The sequence below is a fragment of the Streptomyces sp. NPDC058335 genome, from assembly GCF_042723915.1.
GTDB lineage: Bacteria > Actinomycetota > Actinomycetes > Streptomycetales > Streptomycetaceae > Streptomyces.
Genome location: NZ_JBHXHX010000015.1, coordinates 162,274 through 180,521, shown reverse-complemented (window position 1 = coordinate 180,521; position 18,248 = coordinate 162,274). Strand labels below are relative to the sequence as shown.

Annotated in this window: 15 protein-coding genes; 6 read left to right on the top strand and 9 right to left on the bottom strand. The window is 70.2% G+C overall.

The features are described 5' to 3' along the window. Positions 1-13: 13 nt before the first annotated feature. Both ACFWJX_RS27980 and ACFWJX_RS27975 read right to left on the bottom strand, forming a co-directional pair. Positions 14-394, bottom strand: a complete 381-nt coding sequence (locus ACFWJX_RS27980; protein ID WP_383248518.1) for an ATP-binding protein — start codon at positions 392-394, stop codon at positions 14-16. Beyond that, a complete protein-coding gene (locus ACFWJX_RS27975) occupies positions 391-615 on the bottom strand; it encodes a hypothetical protein (RefSeq protein ID WP_383248516.1) in 225 nt (74 codons plus the stop codon). Before ACFWJX_RS27975 ends, ACFWJX_RS27980 begins: the two co-directional genes overlap by 4 nt. A gap of 112 nt (positions 616-727) precedes the next feature. On the opposite strand from ACFWJX_RS27975, the gene ACFWJX_RS27970 reads away from it, so the two are divergent. After that, the gene (locus ACFWJX_RS27970; protein WP_383248514.1) at positions 728-1,591 is read left to right on the top strand and encodes a Scr1 family TA system antitoxin-like transcriptional regulator; all 864 of its coding nucleotides are present in this window, start codon (positions 728-730) and stop codon (positions 1,589-1,591) included. After that, complete coding sequence (locus ACFWJX_RS27965; protein WP_383248512.1) at positions 1,563-1,841, top strand: DUF397 domain-containing protein; 279 nt, start codon at positions 1,563-1,565, stop codon at positions 1,839-1,841. The genes ACFWJX_RS27970 and ACFWJX_RS27965 overlap by 29 nt, the downstream gene beginning before the upstream one ends. Positions 1,842-1,894: 53 nt before the next feature. On the opposite strand, the gene ACFWJX_RS27960 is transcribed toward ACFWJX_RS27965, so the two are convergent. The 4 genes from ACFWJX_RS27960 to ACFWJX_RS27945 form a co-directional block, all read right to left on the bottom strand. Next, positions 1,895-3,940, bottom strand: coding sequence for an NAD(+) synthase (locus tag ACFWJX_RS27960; protein WP_383248510.1), 2,046 nt, complete (start codon positions 3,938-3,940; stop codon positions 1,895-1,897). 158 nt (positions 3,941-4,098) lie between these two features. Further along, the gene (locus ACFWJX_RS27955; protein WP_383248508.1) at positions 4,099-6,039 is read right to left on the bottom strand and encodes a protease pro-enzyme activation domain-containing protein; all 1,941 of its coding nucleotides are present in this window, start codon (positions 6,037-6,039) and stop codon (positions 4,099-4,101) included. Between the two features lie 182 nt (positions 6,040-6,221). Beyond that, positions 6,222-6,836, bottom strand: a complete 615-nt coding sequence (locus ACFWJX_RS27950) for a DUF305 domain-containing protein (RefSeq protein ID WP_383248506.1) — start codon at positions 6,834-6,836, stop codon at positions 6,222-6,224. Next, positions 6,833-7,492, bottom strand: coding sequence for a DUF3105 domain-containing protein (locus ACFWJX_RS27945; protein WP_383248504.1), 660 nt, complete (start codon positions 7,490-7,492; stop codon positions 6,833-6,835). The genes ACFWJX_RS27950 and ACFWJX_RS27945 overlap by 4 nt, the downstream gene beginning before the upstream one ends. A 484-nt stretch (positions 7,493-7,976) precedes the next feature. Between ACFWJX_RS27945 and glnA the strand changes: the two genes are divergently transcribed. Further along, positions 7,977-9,338 carry a type I glutamate--ammonia ligase gene (glnA, locus tag ACFWJX_RS27940; protein WP_383248502.1) on the top strand — a complete coding sequence of 454 codons (1,362 nt, stop codon included), beginning with the start codon at positions 7,977-7,979 and terminating at the stop codon, positions 9,336-9,338. A gap of 313 nt (positions 9,339-9,651) precedes the next feature. On the opposite strand, the gene ACFWJX_RS27935 is transcribed toward glnA, so the two are convergent. After that, positions 9,652-10,098: a VOC family protein gene (locus ACFWJX_RS27935; protein ID WP_383248500.1), complete on the bottom strand. Its 447-nt coding sequence runs from the start codon at positions 10,096-10,098 to the stop codon at positions 9,652-9,654. 170 nt (positions 10,099-10,268) lie between these two features. Between ACFWJX_RS27935 and ACFWJX_RS27930 the strand changes: the two genes are divergently transcribed. Further along, positions 10,269-13,265, top strand: coding sequence for a bifunctional [glutamine synthetase] adenylyltransferase/[glutamine synthetase]-adenylyl-L-tyrosine phosphorylase (locus ACFWJX_RS27930; RefSeq protein ID WP_383248498.1), 2,997 nt, complete (start codon positions 10,269-10,271; stop codon positions 13,263-13,265). Positions 13,266-13,474: 209 nt separating this feature from the next. Here ACFWJX_RS27930 and ACFWJX_RS27925 read toward each other — a convergent pair whose 3' ends face one another. Continuing rightward, positions 13,475-14,305: a phosphatase PAP2 family protein gene (locus ACFWJX_RS27925; protein WP_383248496.1), complete on the bottom strand. Its 831-nt coding sequence runs from the start codon at positions 14,303-14,305 to the stop codon at positions 13,475-13,477. Positions 14,306-14,435: 130 nt separating this feature from the next. Further along, a complete protein-coding gene (locus ACFWJX_RS27920; RefSeq protein WP_383248494.1) occupies positions 14,436-15,470 on the bottom strand; it encodes a LacI family DNA-binding transcriptional regulator in 1,035 nt (344 codons plus the stop codon). A 381-nt stretch (positions 15,471-15,851) separates the two neighbouring features. Between ACFWJX_RS27920 and ACFWJX_RS27915 the strand changes: the two genes are divergently transcribed. Beyond that, positions 15,852-17,126 (top strand): extracellular solute-binding protein, encoded by a 1,275-nt coding sequence (locus tag ACFWJX_RS27915; protein ID WP_383248492.1) that lies wholly within the window; start codon positions 15,852-15,854, stop codon positions 17,124-17,126. Between the two features lie 109 nt (positions 17,127-17,235). After that, positions 17,236-18,237 (top strand): carbohydrate ABC transporter permease, encoded by a 1,002-nt coding sequence (locus tag ACFWJX_RS27910; RefSeq protein ID WP_383248490.1) that lies wholly within the window; start codon positions 17,236-17,238, stop codon positions 18,235-18,237. Positions 18,238-18,248: the final 11 nt, after the last annotated feature.

The window sequence follows — 18,248 nt, the reverse complement described above, 5'->3', positions numbered from 1 at the left end:
CCCCGGCGGAGCCCTACAGGGACGGCGCCTCCGGCCGACGCCCCGGTACGGCCAGTTCGCACCAGACCGTCTTGTGGTCCGCTCCCTGATCCACGCCCCAACGCCGGGCCAGCGCGTCGATCAGGGCCAGGCCGCGGCCGGACTCGGCGGTGCCGGTGGCCGACAGGAGCACGGGGAGGGCGCGTGCGTCGGGGTCGGTGACCTCGACGCGGGTGTGCCCGTGGGGCGTCCCGGTGACGCGGACCGTCACCGGAGTGCCCTCGCCGAGGTGGTCGATGACGTTCGTCAGCAACTCCGTGGCGCACAGGAGGACATCGACGTCGAGTGCGCGCAGGTGGTGGCGCAGTTCGGGTACGGACTTCGGGGTGGCGAGCAGGTCGAGTTCGAAGGTCATCGCCCGGTCGCCGTCCCGCGGAGGGCGGTCGCGAGCGCGTGGGCCGTGACGGTGTTGCAGTTCCCGAGCGCGACGAGACCGGCGGGCGGCGCGTACGTACCGGCGAAGCTCGGCAGGTCCGCGCGCAGGGAGGGCAGCGTGATGCCGTGCAGGGCGAGGGCGGTGCGGAGGTTCTCGACGCAGAGGGTGACGTCGTAGGCGGTGGGGGAGCGGTCGGACATGGGGGCGGCCACCTTCTGTGCGGTGTGTGACGAATGCCTCACAGAATGTCGCCGTGCTGGCTACGGTGGAACAGGTTTCGCGTTCGCGGCCGGTACGGCGGAAGGTGTGCGAGTGGCACGGCGCAAGGACATCGACGGCTCGATGAGCGTTCCGACGTTCTACGGCAAGGAGTTGAGGTGGAAGCGGGAGGCGGCGGGACTCTCACTGGAGGGACTGCTCCAGGGCAGCTTCTACGGCAAGACCTACCTCAGCGACATCGAACGCGGCGAGCGCCGGATGCCGTTGGACCTGGCACGGCACGTGGACCAGGTGCTGGGGACCGACGGGTTCTTCGAACGGCACTGTGAGGATGTGCGGAAGGCGCGGCGGGGGCCGCACGCCGCGTACTTCGAGAAGGCTCTTGAGGCGGAAAAACAGGCGGAGTCCATTGAGCTGTGGTCCCCCATCATTTTTCCGGGGCTGCTTCAGACCGCTCCTTATGCTCGGACACTCGTCCGGTCGGCGCACCCGGCGGCTTCCGATGAGTGGGTAGAGGAGAAAGTGATGGCTCGGCTCGCTCGCGCCCGCCTCTTCGAGGAGGACCACTCCACCCCGGAGTACTGGGTAGTCCTGCACGAGTCGTTGGTCACGGACTCGGTTCTTCCGCCGCTGGAGATGGCCGAACAACTTGATCGGGTAGTGGAGTTGGCAGAGCGACGCCGGATCACTCCGCAAATCATTCCGCGAACGTGCGGGGCGTATCCTCTGATGACGGCCTCCATCATGGTCATGACCTTTCCGGACGCGCCTCCACTGATCTACACCGAGGCGTCTTACAGCGGTGACACCATCGACGATCCGGCCCTCGTGAAGCAGTACCGCAAGGCATACGATCGGCTCAGGGCCGTTGCGCTGTCACCAGAGACGTCCCTGGCCATGATCAGGGCAGCCGCAGAGGATTACCGAAATGACAAGCGACCGGATCGACTTGAGTGACGCGCTCTGGTGCAGGAGCAGCTACAGCAACGGTGACGGCGGGGAATGCGTCGAGATCGCCACCGACTTCCCCGGCGCCGCCCTCTGGCGGAAATCCAGCTACAGCAACGAAAGCGGCGGCAACTGCGTCGAGGTCGCCGACAACGTCCCCGGCCTCGTCCCCGTCCGGGACTCCAAGGTCCCCGACGGCCCCGCCGTCATCCTCGGCGCCGCCGCCTGGGCGCCCTTCGTCGCGTCGCTCAAGGGCTGAACCGGGGCGCCGGGGAGGAGTCCCCGGCGCCCCGGCCCCTCACCAGGGCGCGGTCAGCGTTCCGCCACCGCCGCGTCGATCCGGGCGAGGTCGCGCAGCCATGCCTCGGCCGTGCTGTCGGACGGTGCGCGCCAGTCGCCGCGCGGGGAGAGCGAGCCCCCGGCCGAGACCTTCGGCCCGTTCGGCATGGCCGAGCGCTTGAACTGCGCGAACGCGAAGAAGCGACGGCAGAACACCTCCAGCCACTGCCGGATCTCCGGCAGGTCGTACGCCACCCGCTTGGCCTGGGGGAAGTTCGGCGGCCAGGCGCCGCTCTCCGCGTCGTGCCAGGCGTGCCAGGCGAGGAAGGCGATCTTCGACGGCCGGAAGCCGTAGCGCAGCACGTGGAACAGGGTGAAGTCGTGCAGCGCGTACGGCCCGATCCGGGACTCGGTGGACTGCATCTCCTCGCCGGGTACGAGTTCCGGGCTGATCTCGGTGTCGAGGATGGCGGCGAGGATCTTGCCGGTCTCCTCGTCGAACTGGCCGCTGCCGATGATCCAGCGGATCAGGTGCTGGATCAGCGTCTTCGGCACACCGGAGTTGACGTTGTAGTGACTCATCTGGTCGCCCACGCCGTACGTGGACCAGCCGAGCGCCAGCTCCGACAGATCGCCGGTGCCCAGCACGATGCCGCCGCGCTGGTTGGCGAGCCGGAACAGGTAGTCGGTGCGGAGTCCCGCCTGCACGTTCTCGAAGGTGACGTCGTACACCGGCTCACCGGAGGCGAACGGGTGGCCCATCTCCTTCAGCATCAGCCGCGCGGTCGGCGTGATGTCCAGCTCGGCCGCGGTGACGCCGAGGGCACGCATCAGCTTGTGCGCGTTGTCCTTGGTGTGGTCGCTGGTGGCGAAGCCGGGCAGGGTCCAGGCCAGGATGTCGCTGCGCGGACGGCCCGCCCGGTCCATCGCGCGCGCCGCGACGATCAGCGCGTGCGTGGAGTCGAGGCCGCCGGACACCCCGATGACGACCTTCGGGCCGCCGATGGAGGCCAGCCGCTGCTGCAGTCCCGCGACCTGGATGTTGTACGCCTCGTAGCAGTCCAGGGCGAGTCGCTCGGGGTCGGCGGGCACGAACGGGAACCGCTCGACGCGGCGGCGCAGCCCCAGCTCGGTGACCGGCGGGGCGAGTTCGAACGACACCGTCCTGAAGTCCCCGGTCCGCGCCGAGTGCGTACGGCGGTTGTCGTCGAACGTGCCCATCCGCATCCGCTCCTGCCGCAGCAGGTCGAGGTCCACGTCGGCCACCGCGTACTGCTCGTCGAGCGGGAAACGGTCGGACTCCGCCAGCAGCACCCCGTTCTCGTAGATCAGGGTCTGCCCGTCCCAGGACAGGTCGGTGGTCGACTCACCGAGGCCGGCCGCCGCGTAGACGTAGGCTGCGAGGCAGCGGGAGGACGCGGAGCGGCACAGCAGCTTGCGGTCCTCGGCCCTGCCGACCGTGATCGGGCTGCCCGACAGGTTGACCAGGACGGTCGCGCCCGCCAGGGCGGCCTCGGCGCTCGGCGGCACCGGGACCCACATGTCCTCGCAGACCTCCGCGTGCAGCACCAGCCCGGGGACGTCCGCCGCCTCGAAGAGCAGGTCCACGCCGAACGGTACGGCCTTGCCGCCGACCCCGATCGTCCCGCCGCGCTCGTCGTCGCCCCCGGCGATCTGCCGACGCTCGTAGAACTCACGGTAGTTGGGCGGGTACGACTTGGGGACGACGCCCAGGACCCGGCCGCGGTGCACGATCACCGCGCAGTTGTAGACCCGGTTGCGGTGGCGCAGCGGGGCACCGACGACCAGCACCGGCAGCAGCTCCGACGAGCCCGCCACCACCTCCTGGAGCGCCTCCTCGACCTGGTCGAGCAGCGCGTCCTGGAGCAGCAGGTCCTCGATCGAGTAGCCGCACAGCACCATCTCCGGGAACACGGCGACGGCGACACCCTCCTCGGCGCACCGGCGGGCGTGGCGCAGGACCGCTTCGGCGTTGGCGTGCGGGTCCGCGATGACGGTGTGGCCCGTGCACGCGGCGACGCGTGCGAAGCCGTGCTGATAGATCGACCAGAAGTTCACACGGGCAGTGTAATCGTCAGTGCGACGCGATGGGTGGCGGGAGGTGCGGGTCCCGGCGCGAGTACGGCGCAGGGGGCGCGGGGCGAAACAGCCCCGCGCCCCCTGGTCGCCGTCATCGGCCGTGCCGCAACGCGTCAGCGCCGCAACACGTCAGCGCCTCAGCGCCGTCGGTACGACTCGACGTAACCGCTTGTCGGCGTTCCCACGCCGGTGACGTCGTCGTAACCCTTTACCGCGGACAGCGAACTGTCCTTGCCGAGGCTGCGGACGGAGGTCAGCAGGCCGCCCGCCGCGTCGTAGGAGTTGGTGAAGTCGACGCGCGCCACGGCGAGAGGGGAGCCCGTCGGGTCGTCCGTGACGTCGTGGTAGACCCGCGAGCCGGACCTGGAGTAGATCGCCGGGTTGGCGAAGCCGATCGGCTTGCCGCCGCGGGCCTCCTGGGCAAGGGCCTGGACGGCCGCGATGACCGGCGCGGCCAGCGAGGTGCCGCCGATGCGGTACTCGCTGTACCGCTGCGAGCCGTCCGGGAAGGTCTGCGTCTGCCCGACCTCGAAGCCCGTGTTGGGGTCGGCGATCGCCGAGATGTCCGGGACGACGCGGTTGCCGGCGGCGCTGTTGGCCGTCGCGAGCGCGTTCGGGACGACGCCCTTCTGGTAGTACGGCTCGGCGACGGTCCTGCTGGTGCCGCCGCCCGCGCCCGAGGTGAACACGCCGGGGAAGTCCGTCCAGCTCGTGCCGTCCGCCGACAGGGACGCCTTCTCGGTGCCCCAGCCGGTCTCCCACAGGTAGGTGTCGTTCTTGCCGACCGCGAGCGAGGTGCCGCCGACCGCCGTCACCCACGCCGAGTCCGCCGGGACGTCGACCTGCTTGGTCCCGGTGTTCGCGACCTCGTCGCCGTCGTCGCCGGAGGAGAAGTAGAAACCGATTCCCTCCACCGCGCCCAGCTGGAAGACCTGGTCGTAGGCGGCCGCGAGGTCCGGCGTCTGGTTGGCCTCGATGTCGCCCCAGGAGTTGGAGACGATGTCGGCCAGGTGGTTGTCGACGACCTTGCCGAGCGAGTCGAGCAGGTCGTCGTCGTAGCAGGACGCCGCGCCCACGTAGGTGACGCTCGCGGCCGGCGCGACCGCGTGCACGGCCTCGACGTCGAGGGTCTCCTCGCCGTACCAGCCCGCCGCCCCGCACTCCTCGGTCCTCGTGTAGTTCTTCGGCAGGACCTGGCTGAGCTGCCCCGTCTTCCAGGCCGCGTCGCCGTGCTCGCGTGCGTAGGCGGCCGCGTCGTAGGCGATGGTCGGCGAGGCGTAGGCGTCGGTGATGGCGACGCGCACCCCCTTGCCGGTCCGGCTGCCCGCGCCGTACGCGGCCCGCAGCTGGCTGCCGGTGTACCCCTGCACGGCGTACGGGATCTTCGTGCCGTACGCGTCCGGCAGCGAGGCCGCCACGTTCGAGCCGTAGTACGAGGAGAACGGCCCGGCGTTCTTGAACACCGCGTCCGGCGCGGGGAGCTGATCCTTGGCATCGGCCCGGTGCGGGGCGTTGTCCAGGCCGGTGACGGTGAGGACCGCGCCGTCCAGGCCGGCCGGCACGGAGGCCGCCCTCGACGGGGCACGGTAGGTCTTCGCGCCCTTGGTGTAGTCGTGCAGCTGGGTGCCGAACGCCTTCTCGGTGGCGGCCACGTCACCGCTGACCGCGACGTAGTGCCGTGTGACGCCGGTGACCTTCAGCCCGGCCGCGGTGAGCCAGGACCTGACCGCGGCCACCTGCGCGGCGGTCGCGCCGAAGCGTGCCTGCGTCTCGGCGGCGGAGAGATACCTGCCGTACGCGGCGGAGGACGGGTCGGAAACCGCTTTCGCGTACGCGGCCAGGCCCGTGGCGTCGCGGCCCGCCAGATAGACGCGCGCGGAGACGCCGGCGCCGTCCGGGGTGGCGCCCCGGTCAGCTTCGGCCGTGGCCCACGCGGGCCTGGTGCCGGCCAGCGTGTCGCGGGACGGGCCGTCCGCGGCGTGCGCCGCGGGGATGCCGAGCGCCAGCGCGCCGGCGATCATCGGCAGTGTCGCTGCCATGCTCGCTCCGGCGCGCAGCGCGGCACGTGTGGATCTCATGGGACCCCCTGGTAGGTGGTTCGTCGCGAGTGGATCACCCGACGGTGGCCACTCTGGCGATGAACCGTTCATGCCAGGGGAATGCGGAGACCAAGAAGAACCCTGCCCACCCCAAGAAGCGGCCAAGGGGCCCTGCGGGAGGGCGATTTGGGTGGTGCGTCCGGTGCGAGGCGGCCCCGGACCTACGAACTCGGCGCGGCACCCCGCGACTTGAGCAGGTCCGCCATCAGCTGCATCTCCGACTGCTGCGCCTCGACCATGCCCTGCGCGAGCCGCTTCTCCACGCCCACCGTGCACTTGTCGGCACAGCCCTCGGCCATGTGCACGCCGCCCTTGTGATGGGTCGTCATCAGCTGGAGGTAGAAGATCTCGGCCTGCTTGCCGTTCAGTGTGCCGAGCTTCTTCATCTCGGTGTTGGTGGCCATGCCCGGCATCAGCTCGCCGTCCTCACCGGAGGCCATGCCGGACATGCCCATCCAGGCCATCGGCTCGTCCGAGGACACCTTGGGCAGGCCCCACAGGTCGAGCCAGCCGATCAGCATGCCGCGCTGGTTGGCCTGCGTCTGGGCGATGTCGTACGCGAGCCGCCGCACTTCCTCGTCCTTCGTGCGGTCGCGCACGATGTACGACATCTCGACGGCCTGCTGGTGGTGCACCGCCATGTCCCGGGCGAAGCCGGCGTCCGCGGAGTTCACGGAGGGGACCTCGGAACCGTTGTCCCCGGCGACGGAGTAGCTGATCGCCCCGGCCGCGACCAGAACACCGGCCACGGCCACGGCGACTCCCGCGTACCTCACTTCGACAGACCGCCCGTGCACGCGGCGCCCGGCTCCGGCGTCTGCTCGCCCTGCACGTACTTCTCGAAGAACTTGTCGATGTTCGGGTCGCTCGCCCCGCTCACCGTCCGCTGGTGCCCCCATGCGGTCAGCATGATCGGATCGGCCTGCTTGTCGTCCGGGCTCATCAGCGTGTACGGCGTCTTCTTCACCTTCGCCGCCAGCGCGTCCACGTCGGCCTTCGGGGCCTTGCTGTTGTACGTCACCCAGACCGCGCCGTGCTCCAGCGAGTGGACCGCGTTCACGTTGTCGAGGGCCTTGGTGTAGACGTCGCCGTTGCAGTTCATCCACGCCTGGTTGTGGTCACCGCCGACCGGCGGCTCCATCGGGTAGGTCACCGCCTTGGTGACGTGGGTGCGCCCCAGGGTGCCCTTCCACGTCTTCACGCCGTCCGAGCCGGTGACGAAGCTGCCCGAGGTCTTGGCGTCGGCGGAGGGGTCGTCGTCCGACTGCGACTGCACCAGGAACACGGTGCCGGCGACGAGGGCGCCCACCACGACGGCGCTGGCCGTGATCGTCAGGATCCGGTTGCGCCGGTCGCGCGACTGCTCGGCACGGCGCATCTCCTCTATGCGCGCCTTGCGCGCCGCGCTGGTGTTCTTCTTGGCGGAACCCATGGGGCCTGTCCTTCTGGGGAAAGGGGGCGGAACGGTCGGGGCGTGCGGGGCGGTGCGGTGCTTGCGCGGTGTCCGGGGTTGTTCGAGTCGTTCGGTTCCGCTGATCGTAATGGGGGAACTGGGCAAACTCGTAGACAGGTCACAGCCAAGGCCGGGAGCGGGTGGCGCGGAGGCGACCGGACAAATGGAGGCTGAGATGCACATTGTCCTCGCGTCTCCGGCCGGCGGCGGCGTGCTGAACGGTCGATCGCGAGAGGGATCGGGAGGTGGAGGGGGCCGGGCATTACGGATGTCGGTCCGAGCAGGCAAGATGGGCGGGGAGCGGTACATCTGTCGTACGCGAGGCATTCACCCTGAGGTCGGCCTGACGATCAAGGTGCGCAACGCGCACGAAATGGTGTTGTGGTGGGATGCTCAGGTGCCCGACCGCCTCCCGTGATGCGGGAGACAGGCGGCCTGACCAGCAAGGATGGGGAAGCGGAAGATGGACAAGCAGCAGGAGTTCGTGCTCCGGACGTTGGAGGAGCGCGACATCCGGTTCGTACGCCTGTGGTTCACGGACGTGCTGGGCTTCCTCAAGTCCGTCGCCGTGGCCCCGGCGGAACTCGAACAGGCATTTGACGAGGGCATCGGTTTCGACGGCTCCGCCATCGAGGGCTTCGCCCGGGTGTACGAATCCGACATGATCGCCAAGCCGGACCCGTCCACCTTCCAGGTCCTCCCCTGGCGCGCGGAGGCCCCCGGCACCGCCCGGATGTTCTGCGACATCCTCATGCCGGACGGCTCGCCGTCCTTCGCCGACCCGAGGTACGTGCTCAAGCGCGCCCTCGCCCGCGCCTCCGACCTGGGCTTCACCTTCTACACGCACCCCGAGATCGAGTTCTTCCTGCTGAAGGACCGCCCCCTCGACGGCTCCCGTCCCACCCCCGCCGACAACTCCGGCTACTTCGACCACACCCCGCAGAACATCGGCATGGACTTCCGCCGTCAGGCGATCACCATGCTGGAGTCGATGGGCATCTCGGTCGAGTTCTCCCACCACGAGGGCGCCCCCGGCCAGCAGGAGATCGACCTGCGATACGCCGACGCGCTCTCCACCGCGGACAACATCATGACGTTCCGCCTGGTCATGAAGCAGGTCGCGCTGGAGCAGGGCGTCCAGGCGACCTTCATGCCGAAGCCGTTCTCCGAGCACCCCGGCTCCGGCATGCACACGCACCTCTCCCTCTTCGAGGGCGACCGCAACGCGTTCTACGAGTCCGGCTCCGAGTACCAGCTCTCCAAGGTCGGCCGCTCCTTCATCGCCGGCCTGCTCAAGCACGCGGCGGAGATCTCCGCCGTCACCAACCAGTGGGTCAACTCCTACAAGCGCATCTGGGGCGGCTCCGAGCGCACCGCCGGCGCCGGCGGCGAGGCCCCCTCGTACATCTGCTGGGGTCACAACAACCGCTCGGCCCTGGTCCGCGTCCCGATGTACAAGCCCGGCAAGACCGGCTCGGCCCGCATCGAGGTCCGCTCCCTCGACTCCGGCGCCAACCCCTACCTGGCGTACGCCATGCTGCTCGCCGCCGGCCTCAAGGGCGTCGAGGAGGGCTACGAGCTGCCGCCGGGCGCCGAGGACGACGTGTGGGCCCTCTCCGACGCCGAGCGCCGCGCGATGGGCATCGAGCCCCTCCCGCAGAACCTCGGCGAGGCCCTGACCCTCATGGAGCGCAGCGACCTCGTCGCCGAGACCCTCGGCGAGCACGTCTTCGACTTCTTCCTGCGCAACAAGCGCCAGGAGTGGGAGGAGTACCGCTCCGAGGTCACCGCCTTCGAGCTGCGGAAGAACCTGCCGGTGCTGTAACCCACCGCATCGGTGCATCGGTGCATCGGTGCATCGGTGCATCGCGTCATCACGGCGAGGGGCCGGCGGCTGGTCATCAGCCGTCGGCCCCTCGCCGTCTGCGCGTGGGTCAGGCCGCGGTGGTGTTCCGGGTCGTCCGACGGGCGTCGATGACGTGCTCGGGGAGCGGGCCGCGCGCCGGGGCCTCCAGGCCGTAGGCCGGTGGAGCGGGCCCAGGCCGGATCGCCTCCGGGTCGTGGCCGGTACCCGGCCGGCCGCGGCTGAGCAGCTCCGGTGCCGAGCGGCCAGGCGGGTCGTGGGCGCGGGGCCGGGTCTAGCCCTGGTCGCGCCGCGCGGCGAGGTCCGCGAGGAGCTGGTGCAGGGGTTCCGTCGCGCGGCGGCGGTACTCCTGGATCGCCCAGCCGTTGCCGTCGGGGTCCTTGAAGTACATGAAGGTCGCGCCGTCCTGCGGGGCGAACTGCTGCGGCTCGCTGACGTCCAGGCCGCGGGCGGTCAGCTCCTCGTAGGCCGCCTTCGCGTCCGTCACGCAGAGCTGCAGGCCGTGGTACGTCCCCGGGGCCGGCATGCCCGTCGGCATCTGGAGGCCGTCCGCCAGGGCGATCGAACAGCCCGAGCCGGGCGGCGTGAGCTGCACGATCCGTACGCCTTCCATCACCTCGCCGTCGAGATCCACATGGAAGCCGACCTTGTCCCGGTAGAACTCCTTGGCGCGGTCCACGTCGGACACCGGCAGCAGGATGACTTCGAGGGTCATGTCCATGGCGTGACTCCTTTGTCGCGACCGTCATACATGCCGTACGGCCGCCTCGGGGCAGCCCTGAGGCACATGGCTGCCTCCCACACAACCCGAAACCCGGCCGGGGCGCCACCGTGGCGACGCGGGTTACGCTCAAGCCCGTACGACCTTGATCGGAGTCGAGGAGGCCGGGGATGACGGGGCCGGGGCGCAGAAGCAGCACCTTCACGCGACTGCTGCGGCACGGGTTCACCGATGCCTCCGCCGCCGAACGCCTCCTGGACGGCGCCGAGCTGTCCCCCGTGCGCAACGACCCGGTGCTGCTCGAAGCCCTGGGCCGCACCGCCGACCCCGACCTCGCCCTCCAGGGACTCGTCCGGCTGCTGGAGGCGCAGCCCGGCGCGAGCGCCCGGCGGGAGCTGCTCGACACGGTGATAGCCGCGAAGCCGCTGCGCGACCGGCTGCTCGGCGTGCTCGGCGCGTCCGCCGCCCTGGCCGATCACCTCGCCCGGCACCCCCGCGACTGGGAGGCCCTGGTCACCTACGAGCCGCGGGACCTGCACCCCGGGGTGGAGGAGTTCGAGCGCGGGCTCGCCGAGGCCGACGATCCGGTGTCGCTGCGGGTCGCCTACCGGCGCTGCCTGCTGTCCATCGCCGCCCGCGACGTGTGCGGGACCACCGATCTCGCCGAGACCGCCGCCGAGCTGGCCGATCTCGCCACCGCCACACTCCGGTCCGCCCTCGGACTCGCTCGCGCCGCCGCCTCCGACGACGCCGCGCTGTGCCGGCTCGCGGTGATCGCGATGGGCAAGTGCGGCGGACACGAGCTGAACTACGTCTCCGACGTCGACGTCATCTTCGTCGGCGAGGCCGCCGACGGTGCCGACGAGGGCAAGGCCCTGCGCGCCGCCACCAAGCTGGCCGCGCACATGATGCGGATCTGCTCCGAGACCACCGTCGAGGGGTCCATCTGGCCCGTCGACGCCAACCTGCGGCCCGAGGGGCGCAACGGCCCGCTGGTGCGGACCCTCAGCAGCCATCTCGCCTACTACCAGCGTTGGGCCAAGACCTGGGAGTTCCAGGCCCTGCTCAAGGCCCGGCCGGTCGCCGGGGACCTGGCGCTGGGCGCGGAGTACGTCGACGCCGTCGCGCCGCTGGTGTGGCAGGCCGCCGAGCGGGAGAACTTCGTCGCCGACGTGCAGAAGATGCGGCGGCGGGTCGTCGAGAACATCCCCGTCGCCGAGGTCGAGCGCGAACTCAAGCTCGGTCCCGGCGGACTGCGGGACGTCGAGTTCGCCGTACAGCTGCTGCAACTGGTGCACGGGCGGGCCGACGCGTCGCTGCGCAGCGGCACCACGCTCGACGCCTTGCAGGCGCTCGCCGCCGGCGGATACGTCGGGCGGACCGACGCCGTACAGCTCGACGAGGCGTACCGGTTCCTGCGGACCATGGAACACCGGATCCAGCTCTACCGGCTGCGGCGCACCCACCTCGTCCCCGAGGTGGAGGGCGACCAGCGGCGGCTCGGACGGTCCCTCGGCCTGCGGACCGACCCGGTGACCGAGCTGAACCGCGAGTGGAAGCGGCACGCCGCCGTCGTACGGCGGCTGCACGAGAAGCTGTTCTACCGGCCGCTGCTGGATGCGGTGGCCCAGCTCCCCTCGGGCGAGGTGCGGTTGAGCACCGAGGCCGCCCGCGAGCGGCTCGTCGCCCTCGGCTACGCCGACCCGGCCGCGGCGCTGCGGCACCTGGAGGCGCTGGCGTCCGGAGTGACCCGCAAGGCGGCGATCCAGCGGACGCTGCTGCCCGTACTGCTCGGCTGGTTCGCCGACTCCGCCGACCCGGACGCCGGACTGCTCAACTTCCGCAAGGTGTCGGACGCGCTGGGCAGGACGCCCTGGTACCTGCGGCTGCTCCGCGACGAGGGCGCCGCCGCGGAGAACCTCGCACGCGTCCTGTCGGCCGGGCGGCTCGCGCCCGACCTGCTGATGCGGGCGCCCGAGGCCGTCGCGCTGCTCGGGGACGGCGACGCGGGCGGGCTGGCGCCGCGCGGACGGGTCCACCTGGAGCAGGAGATCCTCGCCGCGGTCGGCCGCGCGGAGGGTGCCGCGCAGGGCGTCACCGCGGCGCGCGGCGTACGGCGGCGGGAGCTGTTCCGTACGGCCGCCGCGGACATCGTCGCCTCCTACGGCACCGAGGCGCAGCCCGTCGAGGCCGACCAGGGCGCGCTCGTCGACCTGGTCGGCGGTGCCGTCTCCGACATCACCGCGGCCACCCTGGCCGGCACCCTGCGGGCCGTCGTACGGGAAGGCTGGGGCGACACGCTGCCCACCCGGTTCGCGATCATCGGCATGGGGCGGTTCGGCGGGCACGAGCTGGGTTACGGGTCCGACGCCGACGTGCTGTTCGTGCACGAACCCCGGGACGGGGTCGACGAGCACGAGGCCGGTCGGGCCGCCAACGCGGTCGTCTCCGAGATGCGGCGGCTGCTCCAGGTGCCGAGTGCCGATCCGCCGCTGCTCGTCGACGCCGACCTGCGGCCGGAGGGGAAGTCCGGGCCGCTGGTGCGGACGCTGAAGTCGTACGAGGCGTACTACCGGCGGTGGTCGCTGGGGTGGGAGTCGCAGGCGCTGCTGCGGGCCGAGCCGGTCGCGGGGGACGAGGAGCTGGGGCGGCGGTTCGTCGAGCTGATCGATCCGCTGCGGTATCCGCGGGCCGGGCTCGGGGACGACGCGGTGCGGGAGATCCGGCGGCTGAAGGCGCGGATGGAGTCCGAGCGAATGCCTCGCGGGGCCGATCCCAAGCTGCACACCAAGCTGGGGCCGGGCGGGCTGTCGGACGTCGAGTGGACCGTGCAGCTCCTGCAACTGCGGTACGGGGCCGGGGAGGCGGGGCTGCGGACCACGCGTACGCGGGGGGCGCTGGCCGCTGCCCGCGCGTGCGGGCTGTTGTCGGAGGAGGACGCGGCGACGCTGGACGAGGCCTGGGTGCTGGCCACTCGAGTGCGGAACGCGGTGATGCTGGTGCGGGGACGGGCCGGGGACACGTTCCCGTCCGATCCTCGCGAGCTGGCCGCCGTGGGGAGGTATCTGGGGTACGGGCCCGGTCATGTGGGGGACATGCTCGACGACTACCGGCGGACCGGGCGGCGGGCTCGGGGGGTTGTGGACTCGCTGTTCTACGGGGCGTGACCGCTTGTGCGGGGGCGGGACGGGGCGGGGGCGTTGTGGCGCGTCGACCGTGCGTTGTGGGTCGCGGGCCGTGGCGGTGCGTCGAGTCCGTCGCCAGTTGGGCGTACTGCCGTCCCTTCTGTGGTCTACGGGGCAGAGACGGGCTACGCGACGGACTTTCGACGCACCGCTCCCGTGGGATGGCGGCCATCCCTTACGGTCACCCGTGGCTAGGGTCCTGGTCGCGGCTGTTTCGGTAGGGCGTGGGGGAGGGCTCCGGACCAGGTGCGGGTCACTGCGTAGCCGAAGGCCAGGCAGATCATGCCGCCCACGGCGTCGAGCCAGAAGTGGTTGGCCGTGGCGACGATGACGATCAGGGTGGCCGTGGGGTAGAGGAGGCCGAGGATGCGTACCCAGGGGAGCTTGGCCAGGGTGAAGATCGTCAGGCCGCACCACAGGGACCAGCCGATGTGCATGGAGGGCATCGCGGCGTACTGGTTCGACATGTTCTTGAGGTCGCCCGAGGCCATCGAGCCCCAGGTCTGGTGGACGACCACCGTGTCGATGAAGTCGTTGCCGTTCATCAGGCGCGGGGGAGCCAGTGGATACAGGTAGTAACCGACCAGGGCCACCGCTGTGGTGGCGAACAGGGCCAGGCGTGCCGCCCCGTAGCGGCCGGGGTGGGCGCGGTAGAGCCAGACCAGGACGGCCAGGGTCAGCACGAAGTGCAGCGTGGCGTAGTAGTAGTTCATGCCGACGATGAGCCAAGTCACCGCGTTGACGCCGTGGTTGACGGACTCCTCGACGGCGATGCCGAGGTGGTGTTCCATCCGCCAGATCCAGTCGGCGTTGCGCAGGGCCTCGGCGCGCTGCTCCGGGACCGCGTTGCGGATGAGTGAGTACGTCCAGTAACTCACCGCGATCAGCAGGATCTCGAACCAGAGGCGGGGGCGGCGCGGAGTGCGCAGGCGCTGCAGCGGACCGGGGCGTTGTGCGGCCGCGACAGACGCCGGAACGGCCTGTTCACGGCCTTCCAGTGATGTCACGGTCGATTCACCCATGGACACAGAGTCTGCCAGAAAAGCCTTCTTCTCCGATCATCCCCTGGTCCGATACGGCCCGCATGTTCTCCCACCGGCGAACCCCTGGGGGATACGGCGAACGTACTGCCCGAAAACGGGCTTCTCCGCCCTACGGACGATTGCGGTCACCGGGCGCCGAGGCCGTCGAGCCGCGGACCACCAGCTCCGGCATGAACACGAACTCGCTGTGCGGGGCCGGCGTACCGCCGATCTCCTCCAGCAGGGTGCGCACCGCGGCCTGGCCCATCGCGGGGACCGGCTTGCGGACCGTCGTCAGGGGCGGGTCGGTGAACGCGATCAAGGGGGAGTCGTCGAAGCCGACGACGGAGATGTCGTGGGGGACGGACAGGCCGCGCTGGCGGGCCGCCCTTATCGCGCCGAGGGCCATCATGTCGCTGGCGCAGACCACCGCCGTGCAGTCGCGGTCGATGAGGGCCATGGTGGCGGCCTGACCGCCCTCCAGTGTGTAGAGCGAGTGCTGGACCATGTCCCGCTCGACCGTCTCCGCGTTCAGCCCGAGGGTGTCCTGCATGGCGCGGACGAAGCCCTCGATCTTGCGCTGGACCGGGACGAAGCGCTTGGGGCCGAGGGCCAGGCCGATCCGGGTGTGGCCCAGGGATGCGAGGTGGGTGACCGCCAGGGTCATCGCCGCCCGGTCGTCGGGGGAGATGAACGGCGCCTGCACCTTGGGGGAGAAGCCGTCGACGAGGACGAAGGGAACGCCCTGCGCGCGCAGCTGCTCGTAGCGCTGCATGTCGGCGGTGGTGTCCGCGTGCAGACCGGAGACGTAGATGATGCCGGCGACCCCGCGGTCCACCAGCATCTCGGTCAGCTCGTCCTCGGTGGAGCCGCCCGGGGTCTGGGTGGCGAGGACGGGGGTGTAGCCCTGGCGGGTCAGCGCCTGGCCGATGACCTGGGCCAGGGCCGGGAATATGGGGTTCTCCAGCTCGGGCGTGATCAGACCGACCAGGCCGGCGCTGCGCTGGCGCAGGCGGACGGGGCGCTCGTAGCCCAGGACGTCCAGTGCGGCGAGCACGGACTGGCGGGTGGTGGCGGCGACGCCGGGCTTCCCGTTGAGGACGCGGCTGACGGTCGCTTCGCTCACCCCCGCCTGCGCAGCGATGTCGGCAAGCCGTGTGGTCACAGGGGTGGACTGTACCGGCCAGGTGTCCCCTTGCACACCAAACGGGCGCCGCGGGCGACCTGTTGGACGGCCCCGGCCGGGCTGCTGCGTCATCGCACTCCCTCGTGAAAGTGATGGCAAGAGCTTGCAGAGTCTTGCACAACCCGTCTCTGACCGCTCCACCGTTGGAAACAAGCGTCTCATGACGGTCGCCAAGAGGTCACGCACGAATAACTTCGGAGATCTCTTGCACTTCTTTTCTGCAAGGTCTTTCGCAACGCTTACATCGCTGTTACGTTCTGGACGCCCGGCGGCCGCAAAGGCGCAGTCGGCAAGTCGACAGGGGCGGCGGACGGGGCCGTTTCCTGAGCTACACGGGCTTTCACCCTCAAGGAGAACTCAATGCGGCGTGGCATAGCGGCCACCGCGCTGGTGGCGTCCCTCGCTCTCGCGGCGACGGCCTGCGGCGGAAGTGACGACAGCGGCGACTCGGCCGACGGTCCGGTCACCCTCACCTGGTGGGACACCTCCAACGCCACCAATGAGGCGCCGACGTACCAGGCCTTGGTCAAGGAGTTCGAGGCCGCCAACAAGGACGTCAAGGTCAAGTACGTCAACGTCCCCTTCGACCAGGCGCAGAACAAGTTCGACACCGCCGCCGGTTCCAAGGGCGCTCCGGACGTGCTGCGCTCGGAGGTCGGCTGGACCCCCGCCTTCGCCAAGAAGGGCTTCTTCCTGCCGCTGGACGGCACCGAGGCCCTCGCCGACCAGGCCAAGTTCAAGCCGAACCTGATCGAGCAGGCGAAGTACGAGGGCAAGACCTACGGCGTGCCGATGGTCACCGACACCCTCGCGCTGGTCTACAACAAGGCGCTCTTCGCCAAGGCCGGCATCACCGAGGCGCCCAAGACCTGGGACGACCTGAAGAAGGCCGCCGCCACGATCAAGGACAAGACCGGGGTGGACGGCTACTGGGGCTCGACCCAGGCCTACTACGCCCAGTCCTTCCTCTACGGCGAGGGCACCGACACGGTCGACGCCGAGGGCAAGAAGATCACCGTCAACTCGGCGGAGGCGAAGAAGGCGTACGCCACCTGGCTCGGCATGTTCGACGGCAAGGGCCTGCACAAGGCCGACACCACCGCCGACGCCTACGCCCACATCCAGGACGCGTTCGTCAACGGCAAGGTCGCCGCGATCGTCCAGGGCCCGTGGGAGATCACGAACTTCTACAAGGGTTCGGCGTTCACGGACAAGAACAACCTGGGTATCGCCACCGTCCCGGCCGGCTCCTCCGGCAAGGCGGGCGCCCCGACCGGCGGCCACAACCTCTCGGTCTACGCCGGCTCGGACGCAGCCCACCAGAAGGCCGCGCTGAAGTTCGTCAACTTCATGACCTCCGCGAAGTCCCAGGCGGCCATCGCGCAGAAGAACTCCACGCTGCCGACGCGCGACGACGCCTACACCGCCGAGGTCAAGGCCGACCCGGGCATCGCCGGCTACCAGACGGTGCTGTCCGCCGCCCAGCCGCGCCCCGCGCTGCCGGAGTACAGCTCCCTGTGGGGCCCCCTGGACACCGAACTGCCCAAGATCGCGGGCGGCAAGGAGTCCCTCGACAAGGGCCTGAGCAACGCCGAGACCGCCATCGCCAAGCTGGTGCCGGACTTCAGCAAGTGAGCCCCGAGTGGCCGCCGGATCACCCCGCCCGCGGTGGGGGAGTGATCCGGCGGCCACCGGCCTGTGCCAGCCCGCCCCTGATCTTCGAATTTCCAGAAGGTGTCGAACCATGACAGTCGCCATCGACCGCGCGACCGGCAAGCGCCGCGGTGACGCGCCGCGCCCCGGGCTGGGTCAGCGCCTGAAGCACGGTTACCAGAAGCACTGGTACGCCTACGTCATGATCGCCCCCGTGGTGGTCGTCCTCGGCGTTCTCGTGCTGTACCCCCTCGGGTACGGCATGTACCTCACCCTCACCGACGCCAACAGCCTCAACACCGGCCGCACGATCGGCGTCAACGAGATCGAGGCCACCTACAAGTTCATCGGCCTGGACAACTACGCCGACATCCTGTGGGGCGAAACCGCTTACGACCGCTTCTGGTCGCACTTCATCTGGACGATCGTCTGGACGGCAGCCTGCGTCGCCCTGCACTACACCATCGGTCTCGGCCTCGCCCTCCTGCTCAACCAGAAGCTGCGCGGACGCACCTTCTACCGGCTGATGCTGGTCCTGCCCTGGGCCGTGCCGACCTTCGTCACCGTCTTCGGCTGGCGGTTCATGCTCTCCGACGGCGGCATCATCAACTCCGCCCTGGAGAGCCTGCACCTGCCGACGCCGCTGTGGCTGGAGGACACCTTCTGGCAGCGGTTCGCCGCGATCATGGTCAACACCTGGTGCGGTGTGCCGTTCATGATGGTCTCCCTGCTCGGCGGCCTCCAGTCCATCGACTCCACGCTCTACGAGGCCGCGGAGATGGACGGCGCCAACGCCTGGCAGCGCTTCCGCTACGTCACCCTGCCCGGCCTGCGGTCGGTCAGCTCCACCGTCGTGCTCCTCGGCATCATCTGGACCTTCAACCAGTTCGCCGTGATCTTCCTGCTGTTCGGCACGACCGCGCCGGACGCCCAGATCCTTGTCACCTGGGCGTACTACCTCGGCTTCGGACAGCAGCCGCGTGACTTCGCCCAGTCGGCGGCCTACGGCATCCTGCTGCTGGCCATCCTGATCGTCTTCACCTCGTTCTACCGCCGCTGGCTGAACCGCAACGAGCAGCAGCTCGCGATCTGAGGCAGGAGTTC